The 20,121-nt window shown below is 54.7% G+C and carries 18 protein-coding genes, 1 tRNA gene and 1 other RNA gene; 6 read left to right on the forward strand and 14 right to left on the reverse strand.

Going from position 1 to position 20,121, the window contains the following annotated elements; genetic code table 11:
* Positions 1-22 precede the first annotated feature (22 nt).
* Positions 23-796 carry an alpha/beta hydrolase gene (locus tag MPQ_RS08160; protein WP_238525290.1) on the reverse strand — a complete coding sequence of 258 codons (774 nt, stop codon included), beginning with the start codon at positions 794-796 and terminating at the stop codon, positions 23-25.
* A gap of 91 nt (positions 797-887) precedes the next feature.
* Here MPQ_RS08160 and MPQ_RS13945 point away from each other — a divergent pair, with 91 nt between their 5' ends.
* On the forward strand, positions 888-1,046 hold the full coding sequence (locus tag MPQ_RS13945; protein WP_013442436.1) for a hypothetical protein: 159 nt from the start codon (positions 888-890) through the stop codon (positions 1,044-1,046).
* A 161-nt stretch (positions 1,047-1,207) separates the two neighbouring features.
* On the opposite strand, the gene MPQ_RS08165 is transcribed toward MPQ_RS13945, so the two are convergent.
* From MPQ_RS08165 to MPQ_RS08175, 3 genes are all read right to left on the reverse strand, one after another.
* Positions 1,208-1,624, reverse strand: coding sequence for a hypothetical protein (locus MPQ_RS08165; protein WP_013442438.1), 417 nt, complete (start codon positions 1,622-1,624; stop codon positions 1,208-1,210).
* 253 nt (positions 1,625-1,877) lie between these two features.
* Positions 1,878-2,081 (reverse strand): DUF3096 domain-containing protein, encoded by a 204-nt coding sequence (locus tag MPQ_RS14170; protein WP_041362192.1) that lies wholly within the window; start codon positions 2,079-2,081, stop codon positions 1,878-1,880.
* Positions 2,068-3,405, reverse strand: coding sequence for a sorbosone dehydrogenase family protein (locus tag MPQ_RS08175; protein WP_013442440.1), 1,338 nt, complete (start codon positions 3,403-3,405; stop codon positions 2,068-2,070). Before MPQ_RS08175 ends, MPQ_RS14170 begins: the two co-directional genes overlap by 14 nt.
* Positions 3,406-3,896: 491 nt before the next feature.
* Between MPQ_RS08175 and MPQ_RS08180 the strand changes: the two genes are divergently transcribed.
* Complete coding sequence (locus tag MPQ_RS08180; protein ID WP_238525291.1) at positions 3,897-6,518, forward strand: EAL domain-containing protein; 2,622 nt, start codon at positions 3,897-3,899, stop codon at positions 6,516-6,518.
* 21 nt (positions 6,519-6,539) lie between these two features.
* Here the strand turns inward: MPQ_RS08180 and MPQ_RS08185 are convergent, their stop codons facing one another.
* The 7 genes from MPQ_RS08185 to MPQ_RS08215 all read right to left on the reverse strand — a co-directional run bounded on the left by MPQ_RS08185 (position 6,540) and on the right by MPQ_RS08215 (position 14,185).
* The gene (locus tag MPQ_RS08185) at positions 6,540-7,955 is read right to left on the reverse strand and encodes a PLP-dependent aminotransferase family protein (protein WP_041362195.1); all 1,416 of its coding nucleotides are present in this window, start codon (positions 7,953-7,955) and stop codon (positions 6,540-6,542) included.
* 93 nt (positions 7,956-8,048) lie between these two features.
* Positions 8,049-8,321, reverse strand: coding sequence for a hypothetical protein (locus MPQ_RS08190; protein ID WP_013442443.1), 273 nt, complete (start codon positions 8,319-8,321; stop codon positions 8,049-8,051).
* Positions 8,308-10,611: an FdhF/YdeP family oxidoreductase gene (locus MPQ_RS08195; protein ID WP_013442444.1), complete on the reverse strand. Its 2,304-nt coding sequence runs from the start codon at positions 10,609-10,611 to the stop codon at positions 8,308-8,310. The genes MPQ_RS08190 and MPQ_RS08195 overlap by 14 nt, the downstream gene beginning before the upstream one ends.
* A gap of 179 nt (positions 10,612-10,790) precedes the next feature.
* Positions 10,791-11,804 carry a serine/threonine protein kinase gene (locus tag MPQ_RS08200; RefSeq protein WP_013442445.1) on the reverse strand — a complete coding sequence of 338 codons (1,014 nt, stop codon included), beginning with the start codon at positions 11,802-11,804 and terminating at the stop codon, positions 10,791-10,793.
* 144 nt (positions 11,805-11,948) lie between these two features.
* Positions 11,949-12,479: a glutathione peroxidase gene (locus MPQ_RS08205; RefSeq protein ID WP_041362196.1), complete on the reverse strand. Its 531-nt coding sequence runs from the start codon at positions 12,477-12,479 to the stop codon at positions 11,949-11,951.
* A 297-nt stretch (positions 12,480-12,776) separates the two neighbouring features.
* Positions 12,777-12,867 (reverse strand) — tRNA-Ser (locus tag MPQ_RS08210).
* A 46-nt stretch (positions 12,868-12,913) separates the two neighbouring features.
* Entirely contained in the window at positions 12,914-14,185 is a 1,272-nt protein-coding gene (locus MPQ_RS08215) for an adenylate/guanylate cyclase domain-containing protein (RefSeq protein ID WP_013442448.1), read from the reverse strand.
* Positions 14,186-14,327: 142 nt separating this feature from the next.
* Between MPQ_RS08215 and ffs the strand changes: the two genes are divergently transcribed.
* From ffs to recR, 4 genes are all read left to right on the forward strand, one after another.
* Positions 14,328-14,425: signal recognition particle sRNA small type (gene ffs, locus MPQ_RS13715), an RNA gene on the forward strand.
* 117 nt (positions 14,426-14,542) lie between these two features.
* Positions 14,543-16,375, forward strand: coding sequence for a DNA polymerase III subunit gamma/tau (gene dnaX, locus MPQ_RS08220; protein WP_041362198.1), 1,833 nt, complete (start codon positions 14,543-14,545; stop codon positions 16,373-16,375).
* A gap of 24 nt (positions 16,376-16,399) precedes the next feature.
* The gene (locus MPQ_RS08225; protein WP_202943926.1) at positions 16,400-16,708 is read left to right on the forward strand and encodes a YbaB/EbfC family nucleoid-associated protein; all 309 of its coding nucleotides are present in this window, start codon (positions 16,400-16,402) and stop codon (positions 16,706-16,708) included.
* 24 nt (positions 16,709-16,732) lie between these two features.
* Positions 16,733-17,332 (forward strand): recombination mediator RecR, encoded by a 600-nt coding sequence (recR, locus tag MPQ_RS08230; RefSeq protein WP_013442452.1) that lies wholly within the window; start codon positions 16,733-16,735, stop codon positions 17,330-17,332.
* A 118-nt stretch (positions 17,333-17,450) separates the two neighbouring features.
* Here recR and MPQ_RS08235 read toward each other — a convergent pair whose 3' ends face one another.
* From MPQ_RS08235 to MPQ_RS08245, 3 genes are read right to left on the reverse strand one after another with little or no spacing between them, the layout of a single operon-like run.
* On the reverse strand, positions 17,451-18,101 hold the full coding sequence (locus MPQ_RS08235; RefSeq protein ID WP_013442453.1) for an HAD family hydrolase: 651 nt from the start codon (positions 18,099-18,101) through the stop codon (positions 17,451-17,453).
* Between the two features lie 2 nt (positions 18,102-18,103).
* Positions 18,104-18,823, reverse strand: coding sequence for a bifunctional 2-polyprenyl-6-hydroxyphenol methylase/3-demethylubiquinol 3-O-methyltransferase UbiG (ubiG, locus tag MPQ_RS08240; RefSeq protein WP_013442454.1), 720 nt, complete (start codon positions 18,821-18,823; stop codon positions 18,104-18,106).
* The gene (locus MPQ_RS08245; protein ID WP_041362199.1) at positions 18,790-20,121 is read right to left on the reverse strand and encodes a TRZ/ATZ family hydrolase; all 1,332 of its coding nucleotides are present in this window, start codon (positions 20,119-20,121) and stop codon (positions 18,790-18,792) included. The genes ubiG and MPQ_RS08245 overlap by 34 nt, the downstream gene beginning before the upstream one ends.

Below are 20,121 nucleotides of genomic sequence, written 5' to 3' on the forward strand. Positions count from 1 at the left end.
TAAACACGCGGGTAACGGATGATCAGAAAGCGGTTTCCCGATCAATAAACTCCCCTATCGCTTGCACCACACGCCCGTCCCCCTGAAACGGTCGCGCCAGCCGCAGCGCCATGCCTATGTGCCCTTCATTCTCAAAGTAGCGCAACTCCACCCTGCCGCCTGCTTTCTGGATATGCTGGGCCAGGCTCTCACTATTACGTGGAAGTACGGTCTCATCCTTGCGCCCCAGCAGCAACAACACAGGCGGATTCGGTGGCTGCAGCACATTCACTGGCTGTGCCAGATATTGCAAGTGCTCCCCAGGAAAAACAGCCTTCAACCTCGCCGTCTGCAAGGGCAGAAAATCATAAGGGCCCGCCAGACCGATCATGCCCCTCAGATCCATAGGCGACATGGCCTGTGCCTGAAGATAAGTGGGATCAAGCGCCAGCAAGGCTGCAATATGGGCCCCCGCAGAATGCCCGGCTATAAATATGCGGCTGGGGTCGCCACCATACTCCGCTATATGCCTATGCACCCACGCCACTGCCGCCGCCGCATCTTCGACGAATGCCGGAAAAACGACTTCAGGGTATTTCCGATAGTCCGGAATAACGACGCTATACCCTCGCGCCGTCAATGCTTCGGCAACAAAGCGATAGTCCTGCCGCCGCCCGGACTCCCAGCTGCCACCATAAAAAAACACCACTACCGCACGACTCTGTCCGTGAGCGGGAACATAGACATCGAGCGCATTGCCATGGCTCGGCTGATACACAATATCCGGCTGAAGGCGGTAGCCGCTGGATGGGATCATGGCATTCATCCAGCGAACCGGCGAGCAGGCACTGCAAAGCAATGCAATAAAAGCAAACAAAGTGCGCTTGGTCATCGAGTGAGAGCAGGCAATGAAAAATGAAGAACTTGCCCTATATACGCAGAGCAAGCCAAAGCAGATTCAAAACGGTGTTGCCATAAAAAATTCAGGCAAAAAAATGGGCCTGCAGGTGCAGGCCCGAAATATTGTTGGGGGGGTATCCAACAACAGGGAAGAGACTCCATATTAGCGTCGCCCCCATTTATTGTTGTGTTGATAGTCACAGCAAAGCCAGAATGCGCGTAGCCCAGATCACATCGACGAAAGATGACCGTATTCAGACCATGATTCATGCAGGAATGACCGCCGGGAGCAGCATTGAAGGCAAAGCGGTGAGTAAAGACCAAGCCGTCAAACGGTATCGCTGATGGCTTGCAACTGTTGAAAGCAGGTCATGATGGCGTCTATATTGCCCTTGCTGTCACGCAAGGTTTCAAGATACCCCGGGGCTTCTGCCTGATCATTGAGGATATAGCCGACTTGCCAGAGCGGATTCAATCCATCCACCGCATCCGCAAGCTTGCCGTAATACAGAATCTCTTTATGCACGCCTTTTTGCAAAGCATCCATCGTATGTTCGGCTTTCACGATGCTGAGCGGACTGCCGACCAGCAGGTGAATAAAATACTCACCGTCATAAATCATGGTGCCGCGTATCTGTTGCTCAATAAAAAAACGTCGATAAGTACGAATTTCGTTGCCGATATGGGTCAGGTCTACATTTTTGGCTTCCACGATATAACAGTAAGCCAACAAAATTTCTTTCATGGGGAATCAAATCACTTAGTATTAACAACACTATCCCTGCAGGATTCATACCCGAGCCACAAGGATACAAAAGCACTCTCAAGTCATTGATTTTAATCAATCCTGATTTAAATCAACTGTATGCCGGTCATGACATATCGTCGCTAGTGTCGGTATTCCGTCAAATGGCTGAAAAGCCGGCAGGCCAGTACTAAATAACAAACCCCCAGCGCATACGAGAGCCTATGCACTGGGGGTTCAGAAAAGACGATGACTAAAGTGGTGTACCCAACAAGCCGATCAATCCAATAATGATCAGATACAAGGCAACAATGTAATTCAGCAGCCGTGGCATGACGAGAATCAGTATGCCGGCTATCAAAGAAACAATGGGCCCAAGGGTAAGGTGTAGATTCATCGCACGCTCCTGTCTAGGTGGATAATTGAACAACGGCAAAATGGGATCACGGTTGAGCATCCTGGGATGCCGTGACAAATTTGGGTGTTACGCGCCAGATGGTATTGCCCACATCATCGGCCACCAGCAAAGCCCCATGCTGATCCATCACCAGGCCTACTGGCCGCCCCTGTGCTTCTTCCTTGGCGTTAAGAAAACCCGTCAACACATCCTGCGACGTGCCGGAAGGTTTGCCATCGGCAAAAGGCACAAAAATCACTTTATATCCGCTCTTGGGATTACGGTTCCAGGAGCCATGCTGGCCGATGAACATGCCTTCCGCATAGGCTGAAGGCAAGGTATTACCCTTGGCAGCGAGCAAGCCCAGCGATGCGGTATGAGGCCCCAGCGCATAATCCGGAACGATCGCTTTGCTGACTTTCTCGGCATCCTGAGGCTGCACGCGGGTATCCACATGTTGCCCGTAGTAGCTGTATGGCCAGCCATAAAAAGCGTTTTCCTTGACGGAGGTCAGATAGTCCGGCACCAAGTCGCTACCAATTTCATCGCGCTCGTTCACCACGGTCCATAAAACGCCCGTTTGGGGTTCCCACGCCATGCCATTCGGATTGCGCAAACCGGATGCAAATATCCGGTACTGCCCGTTTTCCGGATTGACCTCGAGAATGGCGGCGCGATCTTTTTCAATATCCATCCCATTCTCAGCCACGTTGCTGTTAGAACCTACGGTGACATACAACTTGCTGCCATCGGGACTGGCAATCACATTCTTGGTCCAGTGATGGTTGATGCCGGCAGGCAAATCCACCACCTTTTCACCTGCGGCTTCAATATGATCCGCTCCCGGCGTATAGGGGAACTTGACCAGTGCATCCGCATTTGCCACATAGAAAGTATTGCCGACCAGCGCCATGCCAAATGGGGAATGCAGGCCTTCGATAAACACCTTGCGATAATCCGCTACGCCATCGCCATCGGTATCCCGCAGCAAGGTAATCCGGTCAGGACTTTTAACCCCTGCGCCAGCCCGCTGCATGAACCAGCCAGCAATCCACCCACGCAGGCTGAATGTTTGGTCGTCTTTTTGCGGGGCATTGCTTTCCGCCACCAGAAGATCGCCATTGGGCAAGGTATACATCCAGCGGGGATGATCCAGACCGCTGGCAAAACGGCGCACTTCCAGCCCTTCTGCCGCTACTGGTTTGGCACTGCCATCCCAGCCGACAGCCTTGGCGACATTGACCGTGGGGAGCAAGGTGGATTTGGGAGCTGGCAAGGCAGGCTTTGCGCCCATGCCATCGGTGACGGGAAGGTTTGCTGTATCGCCGCATCCGGCAAGGGCTAAAGCAATCAGGCTAATGGGTAAAATCTTTGATGCTGACATTCAATCATTCCTTACGCTGCAAAATAAAACATGCTGTCAGTATATGCCCCGATGGCATTAGCGCGTGTCAGCGATGCCATGTGACGCATGTAGGACCCTTCCTACACAGGCAGGATATTCAGGCGTCGCTTAAACCTTATTCAAATAAACCATCTGTTAGCTATACCGACAGGTACGCTATTCCTCTGCTCTGAATATAGCGTTATATTGCCAGCATGATAATAAAAATGAGCACAGCTCAAGTTGCGCCTGAAGCCGCTGTTCCGCGCGATTGAAGCAAGTGCCCATATAAAATCGACCAGCATTAAGACAAGAACAAACTTGCCGTTATAGCAATATACAAAGCTGGATACTAGGATGAGGGAAGATCACTTACTGGCATGGGCATACAAGCGTCAGACAGGTCATTGCTCCACAAAATTGGCAAAATAAAACCATGGGGAGGAGATGGGAAGCTCTGGCCATGGCTGATTTTGGTGATTTGCCTCAGCGTGACATATCAGCTTTGGCATCAGACCAGAGAACAGGAGTCTCTGAAACTCGAAGCTGAGTTTGGCCTGAAGTCGCAGCTGGTCGTGAACGAACTCGAACAGTATCTTGCGGTTCAGGATCGGATGCTGCGCGGGGTGCAAAGCCTGTTCAAAGCCTCCAACTCGGTCGAGGAAGAAGAGTTTCTCGCCTATACCGACAGCCTGAAAAATCTGGACAATCATCAAGGCCTGCTCTGTGTGGCCTTTGCAGGCCTGGAACCTCCCCCACCCCCATCGAAGCGCGTGGGCCAGCCCTTGGCAGATACTTCACCGCTGGATCTTGAGAAACGCCATATCCCCGTTGTCTACAGCCAGCCCTTCTCGGGCAGTGATGCGTGTATCCGGCAAGACATCAAGACCCCCAGCAGCCGGTTTACTGCCTTCAAGCAAGCCATGCAAAATGCTGACACACATCTCACCCCGCCCATCATGCGACAAAATCGCGCTTCCAATATTGCGACACTGGACATGATCCTGCCCGTGTATTCGAACAGGATACAAGATCAGTCGATTGCACAACGTGAACATCATATTCAGGGCTGGGTATTTTCCAGCTTTGACATTGCGACGCTGATGGGAGAAATATTTCAGCAGGAGATTTCAGAGATTGCCATCCATATCACGGATATTTCAGAGTCCCAGGCACTATCGGTCTACCAGACGCCAGGCGCAGATAAGGTCAAGAATCCTCGCTATGAATCCTCAAGATATCTGGAAATACATGGCCGCGTGTGGAGTGTGCATATTGCCTCCAAGCCCGCTTTCGAAGCAGCGCTGGATCGCCATCGCTCCAGCCTGATCGCCGGCGCGGGGCTCGCGGTCAGCGTGCTGCTTTATCTGCTCAGCCGGCTGTTTGCCTACCGTACACAGACGCTGAAAACCATGCGTGACATGCACAAGGATCTCATCTTGAGCGAACAGCGCTGGAAATTCGCCCTGGAAGGTTCCGGGGATGGCGTCTGGGATTGGGATATCGAAAAAAATGAGGTAATCCGCTCTTCACGCTGGAAGACCATGCTGGGCATGGAGGACTGGGAAATGGGCCCCGAACTGGAAGCCTGGAAAGAGCGGATTCACCCGGAGGATGTCTCCAGAGTGCTGAGCGACCTGGAAAAGTACATGAACGGGGAAACCACGCAATACATCAATGAGCATCGCCTGCTTTGCAAGGATGGCAGCTGGAAATGGATACTGGCGCGTGGCATGGTGGTCGATTGGGCGGCGGATGGACGGCCGTTGCGCATGGTAGGCACGCATACCGATATCACTAAGCTCAAGGAATCGGAAAGCCTGGTGTGGAAACAGGCCAACTTCGATCAGCTGACCGAACTGCCCAATCGACGGATGTTTTATGACCGGCTGGCGCAGGAGATCAAGAAATCCAACCGCATTGGCCTGCCCCTCGCACTGCTGTTTCTGGATCTGGATCATTTCAAGGAAGTGAATGACACGCTTGGCCATGACAAAGGCGACCAGTTGCTGCAAGAGGCCGCCCGCCGTATTAATCATTGCGTGCGCGATACCGACACCGTGGCCAGGCTGGGCGGCGATGAATTCATCGTTATCCTGAGCGAGCTGGAAGACTTGAACAGCATAGACCGTATTGCCCAAGCCATCCTGTGCAAGCTCAGCGCATCTTTCAAACTGGGCGAAGATATTGCCTTTGTATCAGCCAGCATGGGCATTACGCTCTACCCGACGGATGCCAACAGCATCGACAATCTGCTCAAAAACGTGGATCAGGCCATGTATTCCGCCAAAGCCAGCGGCAGGAATCGCATCAGCTACTTTACGCCCTCCATGCAGCAAGCTGCCCACCAGAAAATGCTGATTACCAATGATCTGCGACTGGCGCTGCAGGAACAGCAACTGCAAGTGCATTACCAGCCGATTATTCACCTGGCGAGCGGCACCATACAGAAGGCCGAGGCGCTACTGCGCTGGCATCATCCGCAACGTGGGATGGTGAGCCCTGCCGAATTCATCCCGATTGCCGAAGACACCGGCCTGATCATGGAGATAGGCGACTGGGTGTTTGAGCAGGCGATGGTGCAGGTCAAAAAATGGCAGCAGCAGCGCGGGGCGCATTTCCAGATCAGCGTGAATAAATCGCCTGTGCAGTTCAAGAACGATAGCTCCACGCACGACCAATGGCTGGATTACATGAAACAGCTAGGCCTGGTGGGTCAGAGCCTGGTGGTGGAAATTACCGAGGGGCTTTTGCTGGATACCAGCCAGAATGTCTCCAAAAAGCTGCTGGCGTTTCGCGATGCCGGGATTCAGGTGGCACTGGATGACTTTGGTACCGGCTATTCCTCATTGGCTTATTTGCGCCGGTTTGACATTGATTACATCAAGATCGACCAATCCTTTGTGCGCAATATCTCCACGCAGCCAGACGATCTCGCACTGTGTGAATCCATCATCGCCATGGCGCACAAGCTGGGCTTGAGCGTAATCGCAGAAGGCATAGAAACGGAAGAGCAATGTGCCCTGCTGAAAGCGGCGGGTTGTGATTACGGCCAGGGTTACTGGTTCTCGCCCGCCGTCCCAGCCGATACATTTGAAACGCTGGCGTTTTAAGCTCAGCGGCAACAGTAAAGTTTAAGGCTGTTCAGCCAGCAGGCCACGCGCCAGTGTGCCTACCTCTTTCACCGCCTGCTCTATCGTCGGTGTCCAGGGATGACTGAAATTAAGCCGAATGAAATTGCGTAACTCCCCCCGACGGCTAAACAAGGCGCCAGGCGCAATCGAGATCCCTTTCGCAATGCATAAGCCGTAGAGATCCAGGGCATCCACTCCCACGGGCAACTCCAGCCAGACCACATAACCGCCGCCGGGGTGCGAAATACGGGTGCCCGCCGGGAAATGCGCCTCCACCGCCGCCTTGATCAACACGTAGTTGGATTTCAGCATATGGCGCAAATGCCGCAAATGCAGGGCATGGCTGCTGCGCTTCATGAATTTGGCTATGGCGATCTGCGGCGCGGAAGGAATGGAAAGGCTGTTGAGGAACATCAGCTTTTCCACTTTTTCACGGTACTGCCCCGGCAACGCCCAACCCACCTGGTAACCGGGAGCAAGCGACTTGGAAAACGAAGCGCAATGCAGCACCAGTCCGTCCTTGTCATAGGCCTTGATCGGCAATGGCGGCGCATCGACAAAATACAGCTCCTGGTAGACATCATCCTCAATCAGCGGAATGCGCTTCGCCGCCAGCAGATTAACCAGCGCCTGCTTCTTGGCATCCGGCATGACCGAGCCTTGTGGATTCTGGAAATTGGCGGTCAGCAACACCGCGGCAATCTGCACGTTTTCCATCAGGGCCTGCAGGGCATCCAGCTCCATGCCCTCTTCCGGATGTGTGCGCACTTCAGCCACCTTCATGCCCATGCGCTCCACGGCATTCGCCAGCGCATAATAACCCGGGGCTTCGACAGCGATGGTATCGCCAGCCTTGGCCACGGCTTGCAGGCACAGGCTGATCGCCTCCGTTGCGCCGTGGGTAATCACGATATCGCGCGGCGAGACATCCATGCCGACATCCAGATAACGTTTGGCAATCTGCTGCCGCAGGCTTTCATTGCCGGGCGGCAAATCATTCAGCACACCCCAATCGCCATTATCGGCATTCAGGGCGTTTTCATAATTACGGATTTTCTTGACCGGAAACAGCTGGGCGTCTGGGAAAGGCGAGCCCAGGGGAATCGTGCCGGACTCGCGTATGGAGCGCAGCGTGGACAATACCAGTTCAACTTGTGTGAGCTGACGCGCAGGGGCGGCAGCGGCATGGGGTTTGCGCGATGGTGGCTGACGCTGGGATACATAATAGCCAGACTGCGGATGGCTGTAGATCACGCCCTCTTGCTCCAGCAATTCGTAGGCTTTGATGACGGTACTGATGCTGACCTTGTACTTCAGGCTTGCTTCACGTACCGAAAAGACTTTGTCGCCAGGGCGAAGCACGCTCTCATCGATTAATGCTCGGATGCGCGTAGCGACGGTGACGTATAACTTCATGGGTATATCAGGGTAGCCGGGGACGGCTTAATATACCCTAGTCCCTGCCCGCCCGGCAGGGATTTTTACTTCATGCAGCCTCCGCTGCCCGGCTCAGGCTGCAAGCTGGTCGAACAAGCCCATGCCATGGGCGGTAAGTTCTGTGGTCCAGCGGCCTGCATCATCGCAATGCACTGTCACCACACCATGCTCGGCAAGACTGGTCAGATGGCGCTGCAAGGTGCTCATGCGCACGCTCAAGCGCTTGCACAAGGCGGCCATGGGAATGGTCTTGCGGCCGCGTTGCGTCTCCGCCAGCATGTCGCCGAGCAAGGCGCTCAGAAAGTATTCGACCTCCTGGGCCGTTTCTACCCTAAGCGGCTGCACGATGTGGCTCCATGATCACCGGTACTGATTTGGAAGTCGGCGTGTGCGAAATATCCGCTACGCTTTCCAGCGGTACCAGATTGTTGGTCTCTGGGTAATAGCCACCCAGGCAACCGCGGGGAATGTCGTACTCCACCAGCAGGAAGCGGTCTGCGCGGCGGGTAATGCCATCCTGCCATACGCTCACCAGGTCAACGTATTCGCCAGCTTTCAGGCCTTGTTCGGCCAGGTCTTCCTTATTGACGAACACCACACGGCGCTCGCCGAAAATACCGCGATACCGGTCATTCAAACCATAAATCGTGGTGTTGTACTGGTCATGCGAACGCGTGGTCATGAGGTTGAACACCTTGTCGCCAAATTGTTCACGCGCCTTGTGGATAGGCAGATCGCGGGGAATGGCATGCACGCGGAACTCGGCCTTGCCTGTGGCAGTACGCCATACGCGGTCGTAAGAAGGTACGGGCAGGCGGAAGCCACCTGGCACCTTGATGCGTTCGTTGTACTGGGCAAAATCTGGCAACACGCGCTCGATGTCATTGCGGATGCGGCTGTAATCTTCCACGTACCAGAGCCATGGGGTTTTGCTGTTTTTCAGCGTGGCATGGGCAATACCGGCCACAATGGCTGGCTCGGACTTCAGATGTGGCGAAGCGGGCTTGTTCATGCCGTAGGAGATATGCACCATGCTCATGGAGTCTTCTACCGTCACGCCTTGCGCGCCAGAAGCTTGCATGTCGACCTCAGTGCGGCCCAGGCATGGCAGTATCAGCGCATCTTTGCCGTGTACCAGGTTGGTGCGGTTAAGCTTGGTAGAAATCTGCACGGTCAGGTCGCAATTACGCAGCCCCTGCCAGGTACGGTCGGTATCCGGCGTTGCAATCGAGAAGTTACCGCCCAGGCTGATGAAGACCTTGACGTCGCCATCCAGCATGCCACGGATAGCGCTCACGACGTCATGCCCATGCTTGCGTGGTGGCTCAAAGTTGTACACCGTGCCCAGGCTATCCAGGAAGGCGTTGGAGGGTTTTTCGTAGATACCAATGGTGCGATTGCCCTGCACATTGCTATGGCCGCGCATCGGGCACAGACCCGCGCCGGGCTTGCCGATATTGCCGCGCAACAGCATCAGATTGGTAATCATCTGAATGGTGGCCACGGAATGCTTGTGCTGGGTAATGCCCATGCCCCAGGTGGCAATCACCCGCTCACCATTGGCATAGATAGTGGCCACGGATTCAATCTGCTCGCGGCTGACACCAGACTCAACCAGGATAGGCTCCCAGCTTTCGGCACGAATGTCGGCAGCAAAATTGTCAAAGCCGTGCGTATGTTGCTGCAGGAAATCCACATCCATGATGCGTTTGCCGCCAGTGGCAATCGCCTGATCATCCCATTCGATCAGGCATTTGATCATGCCTTTGACAAAGGCCAGGTCACCACCCAGCTTGGGTTGAACATAAATCTCACTGATCTTGGTGCCGCCAAAAGTCACCATTTCAACGATGCTTTGCGGGTCGGCAAACTTTTCGAGGCCACGCTCACGCAATGGGTTGATGGAGACGATCTTGGCGCCACGGCGAGCACACTCGCGCAGCTCGCCCAGCATGCGAGGATGGTTGGTGGCCGGGTTATGCCCGAACAGCAACAAGGTATCGGTATGTTCAAAATCTTCCAGCGTCACACTGCCCTTGCCGATACCGACCATTTCCGGCAGGCCAACACTGGTCGACTCGTGACACATGTTCGAGCAATCCGGGAAGTTATTGGTACCGAATTCACGGCCGAACAGCTGATAGAGGAAAGCCGCTTCGTTACTGGCACGGCCAGAAGTGTAAAACACGGCCTGATCGGCATGCGACAGCGTATTCAGCTGACGGCCAATCATGGCATAGGCTTCATCCCACTCCAGCGGGACGTATTTGTCGGTGGCGCTGTCGTAGCGCATGGGGTTGGTCAGGCGCCCCTGGTCTTCCAGCTTGAAATCGCTCCACTCCATGAGTTCCGCCACCGTGTGCTTGGCAAAGAATTCAGGGGTGACTCGCTTGGCAGTAGCCTCGGCAGCAACTGCCTTGACGCCGTTTTCACAAAATTCAAAGGTAGACGTGTGCTCTTTGTCAGGCCATGCACACCCGGGGCAGTCAAAACCATCAGGCTGATTCTGCGACAGCAAGGTAATGACACCTTTCGCCGGAATGCGCTGATTTACCAGCTGAAAAGCCACATTTTTCAATGCGCCCCAGCCAGCAGCAGGGTGTGGATAATGGCGAACAACTTTGTTATCTGACATATGCGGGCAAACTTCCTGTTAACTCGATGATTCGGCTGTTTAAGAAGCCAGCAGCCGGATTTGGATATGGTTATCCTATGGGCATCGCGTCAGGATTGGCAGACACAGATAAAGGGAATTTTTACAGTACAGTTGTCAGCACAGATGGGCCATATACAACGCAGGCCAGCGAGAGACCGCTAGAAATTACCGCCGCGCTGAATGGGGATGGGCGGCTCTTGCATTAGCGCAACCTGCTCACGCAGCTCCAGAATGCGATCCTGCCAGTATTGCTGGGTATTAAACCAGCTGAAAACGCGCGGAAAAGCGGGATCGGTCCAGCGCATGGCCAGCCAGCCCGCGTAATGGATCAGTCTCAGCGTGCGCAAGGCTTCGATCAGATGTGCTTCGGCTGGGTTGAAATCATAAAAATCCTCGTAGCCATCCAGCAAAGCCTGCAACTGTCGACGCATATCGTCCTGACTGCCGGACAGCATCATCCATAAATCCTGAATGGCAGGCCCCATGCGGCTATCATCAAAATCGACAAAATGCGGCCCGGCATCGGTCCACAACACATTGCCCATGTGGCAGTCGCCATGCAGACGAATATGCTCCACCCTGCCCGCCCGTTCAAAACATTCAGCCACGCCTTGCAGCGCCAACTGGATCACCGCACGGTAAGGCTGCTCAAGGTCCGCAGGGATAAAGCCATGCTCAAGAAGATACTCACTGGGCACCCGGCCAAAACTTTCAATATCCAGCGTGGGGCGGTGCACATAAGGCTGTTGCGCTCCCAGCGCATGAATACGCCCGATGAAGCGCCCCATCCATTCCAGCACTTCTGGCTGATCAAGCTCGGGTGAGCGCCCGCCGCGCCGGGCAAACACTGCAAAGCGATAACCGCGGTACTCAAACAGGGTTTTGCCATTGATAGTGATAGGCGGCACGGCAGGGATTTCCGCCTCTGCCAGAGACAGCACAAACGCATGTTCCTCGCCGATCTGCTGATTATCCCAACGCTGGGGGCGATAAAACTTGGCGACGACCGGCTGACCATCCTCAATGCCCACCTGATAGACGCGGTTTTCGTAACTGTTCAAGGCCAGCTGACGGCCATCCGTCTTCAGGCCCTGGCTTTCCAGCGCGTCCAACACCAGGTCTGGACTAAGGTCGGAAAATGGCTCGGCGGCGGATGTGGGTGTATGGCTCATGTCGTCATTTTACATCCCGGGTCCAGGTTGCGGGTTTTAAGTCTGCAGTAGCGCAACGGCTTAGCCAGAAATGCATGCGGACGCAGTGAAAACAAAAAGGGGCTTGAACCCAGCCCCTTTTTGCACTCGCCATGCAGAGAATGGTTATTTCAGATAAGGCTTCAGCTTGGTCATGATCTGGCTGGCCTCAGGCTCAACATCACTGCTGTAGGCATACACCTGCTCGCCATTGGGCAAGATCAGGTATTTGTAAAAATTCCACATAGGGGGCTCTTTGGTGATCGCCGCCAACTGTTTGTAGAAAAGATGCGCTTGCGGCCCCACCACAGAAGTCTTGCCTACCATGGGGAATTGCACGGCATAGGTCTGCTTGCAAAAGTCACCTATCTCCTTGTTGCTGCTCAACTCCTGCTTGAAGTCATTGGAAGGAAAGCCAATGATCAGCAAACCACGCGATTTGTAATGCTTGTACATGGACTCCAGCTTTTCAAACTGCGGCGTGAAACCGCATTTGCTGGCGGTGTTGACCACCAGAATAGGCTTATCCTGATAGTCGCAAAGGTTGATCTTCTCGCCCTGCAAGGTATTGAATTGATGGTTGTAAAGCTCGTTACACCCTCCTGCATATGCCATATTGCTCGCCACCCACAATAAAACTGCCACTAGATATTTCATTTTTCTCTCACTGGATTCATGAAGCCTGCGCAAACCGCTTTGCACCACCCTTCTTGTGACTGCATTTTATGCGGTTTGTTCTCTCGACCTGGCAGGATTATGGCATAAGCCCCATGAAGCCTGATACTTGGCATTGGGGAAGCGTCAGAAATTCATTACGCCCAGGCAGAAACGCTGGCTGGCGGGCTCACGCAGGCTGTCGTTGCAGGATGGCGAAACGGTAGCGCGCAAAACAAAAAAGCCAGAGAATCTCTGGCTTTTTGCGATGCACACCCATGGAACTGGCTGAGGTGCTGTTGGCGGAAGGGGCGGGATTCGAACCCGCGTTAGGCTATTAGCCTAAACACGCTTTCCAGGCGTGCGACTTAAACCACTCATCCACCCTTCCGTAACGTGGAGGCGGATTATATATCAAGTCTGGCGGCTGTCCAAACCTAAAATGCAGATCGTCTGGATTTCAGCAGATAGGCGGCCACCTGCTCATCATGCCCTTTCACCAGAATCGTCCCACGACGCTCAAGGACGAACTTTTCACGCAACAGCTGATAGCTCGCTTCTGAGACTTGTATTTCCCCGGCAAGCCCATATTGCTCCATGCGCCGGGCAAGATTGACGGCGTCGCCCCACAGGTCATAGCTGAATTTTGAGTGGCCAATCACGCCCGCCACCACTGGGCCGCTATTGATGCCAATACGCATGGATAACGGCGTACCCAGCTGGGTGGAGATGGTCTGCAACAAGGCCTGCACCTCCAGTGCCATATCCGCTACCGCCTCGGCATGGTCAGCTCGCTCAATCGGGGCGCCACAGACCAGCATGTAGGCATCGCCTATGGTCTTGATCTTCTCCAGGCCATACTTGGCCGCCAAACGGTCAAATCCTGAAAATACCTCATTCAGTAGATCCAGCAATGCTTCCGGTGACAGATGCAAGGATAGCTGGGTGAAATCCACCAAATCCGCAAAGAGGATGGTCACATGCTCATACCGGTCAGCTATTTTCACCTCTCCGGCTTTCAGGCGTTCCGCGATGGACACCGGCAACAGGCTCAGTAAAAGCTTCTCCGAGCGGGCCTGCTCGTAAGACAGGGCTTCCATGAGCCTGGCTTTCTGCGATTGAAAATAGCGCAAAACGGTATACAGAATGCTGGCAACACCTGCCAGATTGATCAGGAAAAATATGCTTTTGGTCGTGGCAGGAATGGGTAATGCATAGCCCGCAAACAGACTGTTCAGCTGCCAGGAAACCCCTGCCAGAATGAGAAACAGGGCAAACCATTGCGTGGATTGCGTTGCGCCCAGGATCATCATGGCGCCTACAGGAGATAGCAAGGCCCAGATCGCCATGCCACTGGAGGCTTCAAAGCCGCCAATAATCCATTGCATGAAAAAAGGCATGACCAGCAGCATGACGAGCTGGGTAAAAACGAAATAATGGAAGCGCTGCATACGGTAGAACAGCAGCAGACTGGCATAGGAGACGACCAGATAAACGTAAGGCACTGCGGCCATGAGCGCGTAGCCATCGCCCAGGCCAGACAGGGTGTAAATCCAGAATATGCAGATCAGACTTTCAGCCAGCACCAGAAAAAACAGAATAGCCTGGCCTAGCAGGCTGGCTGTCGGGCTTTGCAGCGTGGACCACATTCCCTTGATACGCCCTTGCCATGGTTGCTGAATGCTGAACATGCCAGATTTTTCGCGCACTTAACCCTTGAGATTCTTATTTATTTCATTGATTTATCCCCGCACTATAGCGCATGGATTAGGCATTATCTAGCTGGCTTGCCTCGATGACCGCCTCTATTTCGATTAGGGAATCCAGGCGTTTTGCGCTAGAATTATTTCCGGCGGGCCTCCCCGCATTGCAAAGTAGCGAACCTGGTCAGGTCCGGAAGGAAGCAGCCACAGTTATTGAAGCAAGTGCCGGGGGCTGGGCTCGCCACCGAATTCCCAGGGTTTGATCATGCAAGTGACATCCTCATGATCAAATCTCCGCTCTTACGCGAATGCGCTTTTTGGACTAAAGTTGTAGTCTCGCTAATCTAAGTAAACGCCTGCCTTATGAGTTATCAAGTTCTTGCCCGGAAATGGCGCCCAAAGCTGTTCGAAGCGCTGGTCGGACAGGAACATGTGGTGCGCGCACTGACCAATGCCCTTGAGCAACAACGGCTGCACCATGCGTATCTCTTTACCGGCACCCGCGGTGTGGGCAAAACCACGCTGGCCCGTATTCTCGCCAAATCCCTGAATTGCGAAACCGGCATCACCGCTCACCCTTGTGGCGTCTGCTCGGCCTGCGTGGACATTGACCGCGGCCGCTTTGTCGATATGCTGGAGGTGGATGCGGCATCCAACACCCAGGTCGACAGCATGCGCGAGCTGCTGGACAACGCCCAATACGCCCCGACGGTAGGCCGCTTCAAGGTCTATATCATCGATGAAGTGCACATGCTGTCGCGCTCTGCCTTCAATGCCATGCTGAAAACGCTGGAAGAGCCCCCTGCTCACGTCAAGTTCATTCTTGCGACGACGGACCCGCAAAAGATGCCGGTCACCGTGCTTTCCCGTTGCCTGCAATTCAATTTGCGCCAGATGTCGACACCGGCGATTACCAGCCATTTGCAGGAAGTCCTCGCCAAGGAAGATATCCCTTCTGACAGCATTGCACTGCAACTGATCAGCCGGGCTGCCAATGGCAGCATGCGCGATGCGCTTTCGCTGCTGGATCAGGCGATTGCCTACGGTGGCAATCGGGTAAATGAAAGCGAAGTACGTGCCATGCTGGGCGCCATCGACCAGAGCTATCTCTATGGCCTGCTGGATGCCCTGATTGCCCAGGACGGCCCCAGCCTGATGGCGCAAGCCAAAAGCATGGAAGAACGCAGCCTGTCGTTTGATACCGCCCTGGCGGATCTGGCCCAGTTACTTCATCAGCTGGCCGTGGCACAAACGGTACCGGAAAGCATTCCCCTCGACCTGCCCGAGCGCACGGCCCTGCTGGATCTGGCCACCAAGCTCCCGGCCGATAAAGTGCAGCTTTATTATCAGATTGCCCTGCTGGGCCGCCGCGATCTTGGTTTGGCCCCGGATGAGTTTGCGGGATTCACCATGTGCCTGTTGCGCATGCTGGCATTCAGCAATGAAAGCACCAGCAAGCCTGCGCCGACTGCGCCGGCCCCTTCTGGCAGTGATCGCCCTATCGCTCAACATGCAGGCAGTGCCGCCAGTGCGCTTGCTGCCGCCACCATGGCGAGATCAGCCACACCATCGCCCGCCGCGATTGCACCGCCCCCTATAGCCCCGGCAAAACCTGTGGCAGAAGCCACGATGGTCACAAGCAATGAGGTAGATGTAGCACCGGCAACTGCCCCAGCGGCTGCCACTCCCGCAGCAACCGTAGCTGAAACGCCAGCTGACGTCCCAACACATACTCAGGTATCGTCGCCTGAACCGGCTTACACTTCCACATCGGAAGCGACGCCGGCATCATCCCCCGTGGAAGACAGCCTGCAGGAGGAGTTCGATGGTAATTGGCGCCTATTGGTAGACAAGCTGAAACTCGGCCTGGCAAGGGCACTGGCCCAGCATTGCGAGTTGATTGGGCATACGGCAGACCGTCTTGAGCTACAAGTGCCGGAAGCACATAAACATTTGCTCGACCCGAATTATCAGGAAAAACTGAAAGCCGCGATTGAGGCCCACTTTGGCCGCAAGATGCACTTGCAATTCAGCATAGGCGGCGGCAACAACACGCCTGCGCATCAGATCAGCCAGGAAAAAGCCGAGTTGCAATCGCAGGCAGAGTCTTCCATCCAGCAAGATGGCTTTGTGCAGGCGTTAATGCGTGACTTTGGCGCGCAGATCATACCCTCCAGTATCAAACCCCTACAATAACCGCAGACGAAGGAGCATCCCATGATGAAAGGCGGCTTGGGCAACCTGATGAAACAGGCCCAGCAAATGCAGGAAAACATGAAGCGCGCGCAGGAAGAACTGGCGCAGGTGGAAGTGGAAGGCCAGGCTGGTTCCGGCATGGTCAAGGTCACCATCACCTGTCGTAATGAGGTAAAAAGACTGCATATAGACCCCAGCCTGATGAGCGATGACAAGGAAATGCTGGAAGACTTGATCGTAACGGCGCTCAACGATGCCGTGCGCAAGGCCGAAGCCACCTCGCAACAGCGCATGAGCGGTCTGATGCCTGCCGGCATGAAACTGCCTTTTTAATCCCACCGAAAAATCACTCACGTCATGCGCAATCCGCCCGCCCTGGAGCAGCTTGTTGAGTCCCTGCGCTGCCTTCCAGGCGTAGGCCCCAAGTCCGCATTGCGCATGGCCTATCACCTTTTGCAGCGTGATCGCAGCGGCGCCAATGGCCTCGCCCAGGCGCTGCACAATGCATTGCAAGTCGTCACCCATTGCAGCTTGTGCAACACCTTCAGCGAAGATATCGTCTGCCCTCTATGCGCAGCGGATAACCGCGACCCCACTTTGCTCTGCGTGGTTGAAATGCCCACGGACCTGATGATGCTGGAGCAGACGCGCGTGTTTCAGGGCCGCTACTTTGTATTGATGGGCAAGCTATCCCCGCTCGATGGCATAGGCCCCAAAGAAATTCATCTGGAAAAACTGCTGAAACGTGCGCAGGATGGCGTGGTAGAAGAAGTGGTGCTCGCCACCAATTACACCGTGGAAGGCGAAGCTACGGCGCACTACATCAGCGAGCTACTGCGCTCACGTGGCCTCAAGGTGAGCCGCATCGCACGTGGCTTGCCTATGGGCGGCGAAATTGAGCATGTGGATAGCGGCACACTGGCGCAGGCCCTGATGGAGCGCCGCAGCGTTCGCTAATCGAGTCCGTATTTCAAATTCGGATGTGCAAGCCGCTCTTCATTCTTCATTGATGCGGCAAACGACCCCGACAATCTGAAGCAACCCCGCCACCAGGCATAGTGGCATGCTTAATGCCTCAGTTGATTAATGCAATCAAATCCAGCGGTTTATCAATAGTTGCATCCGCGCCCCACTGCTCGGGTTGATCCTGCTCATCAAGATAACCATACATTGCGAGTACCGTTTTCATGCCAGCAGTGCGTCCGGCTTCAATATCCCGCTCGGCGTCACCTATATAAAGACACTGCTGCGGCTTGACTGTCATCTGCTCACAAGCCAGCAACAAGGTATCGGGATATGGCTTGGCTCGGGCGGCATCATCTCCGCTAACGACACAGGCGGCACGGCTGCTCAAGCCCATGACCTGCATCATGGGTTCGGTAAACCGTCTGGGCTTGTTGGTGACCACGCCCCATTGCAAGCCCTGATTTTCTATATGGGCCAGCACTTCTGCCATGCCAGAAAAAAGTACCGGCGACCGGGCAAAAACCTCATCATAAAGCGCCAGATATTCAGCACGCATGGCGTCGAATTCAGGATCCTCCATGGTGATGCCAAAGCCTTTGTGCAACAGGCCCCGACTACCGTGCGAGGCAAACGGACGGATGTCATCCAGCGGCAAAGCTGGCAGGCCGTGCCGCTCGCGTTGCAGGTTAAGCGCATAGGCAAGGTCTGGTGCGGTATCCACCAGGGTACCGTCGAGATCAAACAGAATAACGTCAGCCACGCTTACTTCACCGTATGCATGATGTAATTAACTGAGACATCCGTTCCCAGCGAGTAATGCTTGCGCAGCGGGTTGTAGCCCATGCCGCGCATGCCGCTAACCGTTAAGCCAGCCTCCCTCGCCCACTCTGCCAGCTCGGATGGCTTGATGAACTTGGCGTACTCATGAGTGCCCTTGGGTAACATGTTCAGCACGTATTCGGCACCGATAACGGCGAACAGATACGATTTAGGATTGCGATTCAGCGTGGAAAAAAAGACATGTCCGCCTGGCTTTACCAGGGTCGCGCATGCACGCACCACGGCAGCGGGGTCAGGCACGTGCTCCAGCATTTCCATGCAGGTGACAACGTCGAATGACCCAGGCTGCTCCTGGGCAAGCGCTTCGACTTCGATCAAGCGATAATTCACGCTTGCACCGCTTTCAAGGCGATGTAATTCCGCGACTTTTAACGCCTTCTCGCCAAGGTCAATACCGGTGACATCTGCGCCGCGCGCGCTCATGGATTCGGAGAGAATGCCACCTCCGCAACCAACATCCACCACGCGTTTACCCTGCAAACCAGCAAGCTCGTCTATCAATTGCAAGCGCAGGGGATTAATGTCATGCAAGGGCTTGAATTCGCTATTGGGATCCCACCAGCGGTGAGCCAGCGTGGCAAATTTCTGCAGCTCTGCAGGGTCTACATTCACACCCGGAATGGACTGAGTTTTGGATACCATTGTGTCGTAATTTCCTTTAATTCGGCAGGTTCAACATGGGCATAGATACCTTCCTGATAGCAGAGTTCGCCAGCTACCCAGGTATGCGTCACGTGCTCGCGCCCGGCCACGTAAACCAGATGGGAAACGGGATCAAAACATGGGTTGCAAATGACGCTATCCATATCAATCGCCACCAGGTCAGCCAGTTTACCTGGCTCGATAGAGCCGATTTTATCGTCAAGCCCTAATGCGCGCGCACCATTTATCGTGGCCATTTCCAGGGCAGTGGTCGCAGGTACAACAGCCGCATCCTCACTCGCCCCTTTTGCCAGCAATGCTGCCAGGCGCATTTCTGCAAACATGTCCAAGCGGTTATTGCTGGCGGCGCCGTCCGTCCCCAGGCCAACATTAATGCCAGTCTCAAGCATGGCAGGAACATTGGCAATCCCACTACCCAGTTTCAGATTGGATGCAGGGCAATGGGCTATATGGCAGCCGAACTCCTTCAGCAAGGTGCGCTCCGCCTCATCCAGATGGACGGCATGCGCAGCTACCAGGCCGGGGCCCAGTATACCGAGATCTGCCATGCGCTGTATGGGCCTGATGCCATATTGCGCAACGCTCTGCTCAAGCTCGGTACGTGTTTCATGCAGATGGGTATGGATTCCCAGCCCCAGCTGCTCGGCATAGGTCATCACTTTCTCAAAGCTGCGGTCACTCATGGTGTAAGGCGCATGGGGCGCAAGGCTGCTGGTAATGCGTGAAGTTCCACGCCAGCCATCCCGCGCTTCCAGGCCTTTCAGCAGATAATCATCGGCATCCGTAGCGTAAGCAGATGGAAAATCCATCACCACCAGTCCGAGATGCGCACGTATGCCAGCTTGAACAACCGCCTCTGCCGCCGCATCCGGATAAAAATACATATCATTGAAACAGGTAACACCACCTGCCAGCATTTCAGCACTCGCCAGCAAGGTCCCGTCTCTGACAAAGCGCGGGGTAACAGCGGCGCGCTCTGCAGGCCAAATGTGATGTTGCAACCAATCCATCAAGGGCAAATCATCCGCCATGCCACGCATCAGTGTCATGGCAGCGTGTGTATGCAGATTGATCAAACCAGGCATCAGGGCATGGTGTTCCAGCCGGACTACTCGGGTAGCTTGAAAGGTCGCTCTGGCTTCTGCGGTTGGCAAGATGGCATGGATACTACCGTCATCATTAATCAGGACCGTGGTGTGCTCGAGCACCACGCCTTGTGGAATGACGGGTATGACCCACCGTGCCTCTATTGCCAGCGCTACTTCAGTTGTATTCAT

It is taken from the genome of Methylovorus sp. MP688, assembly GCF_000183115.1.
Taxonomy (GTDB): Bacteria; Pseudomonadota; Gammaproteobacteria; order Burkholderiales; family Methylophilaceae; genus Methylovorus; species Methylovorus glucosotrophus.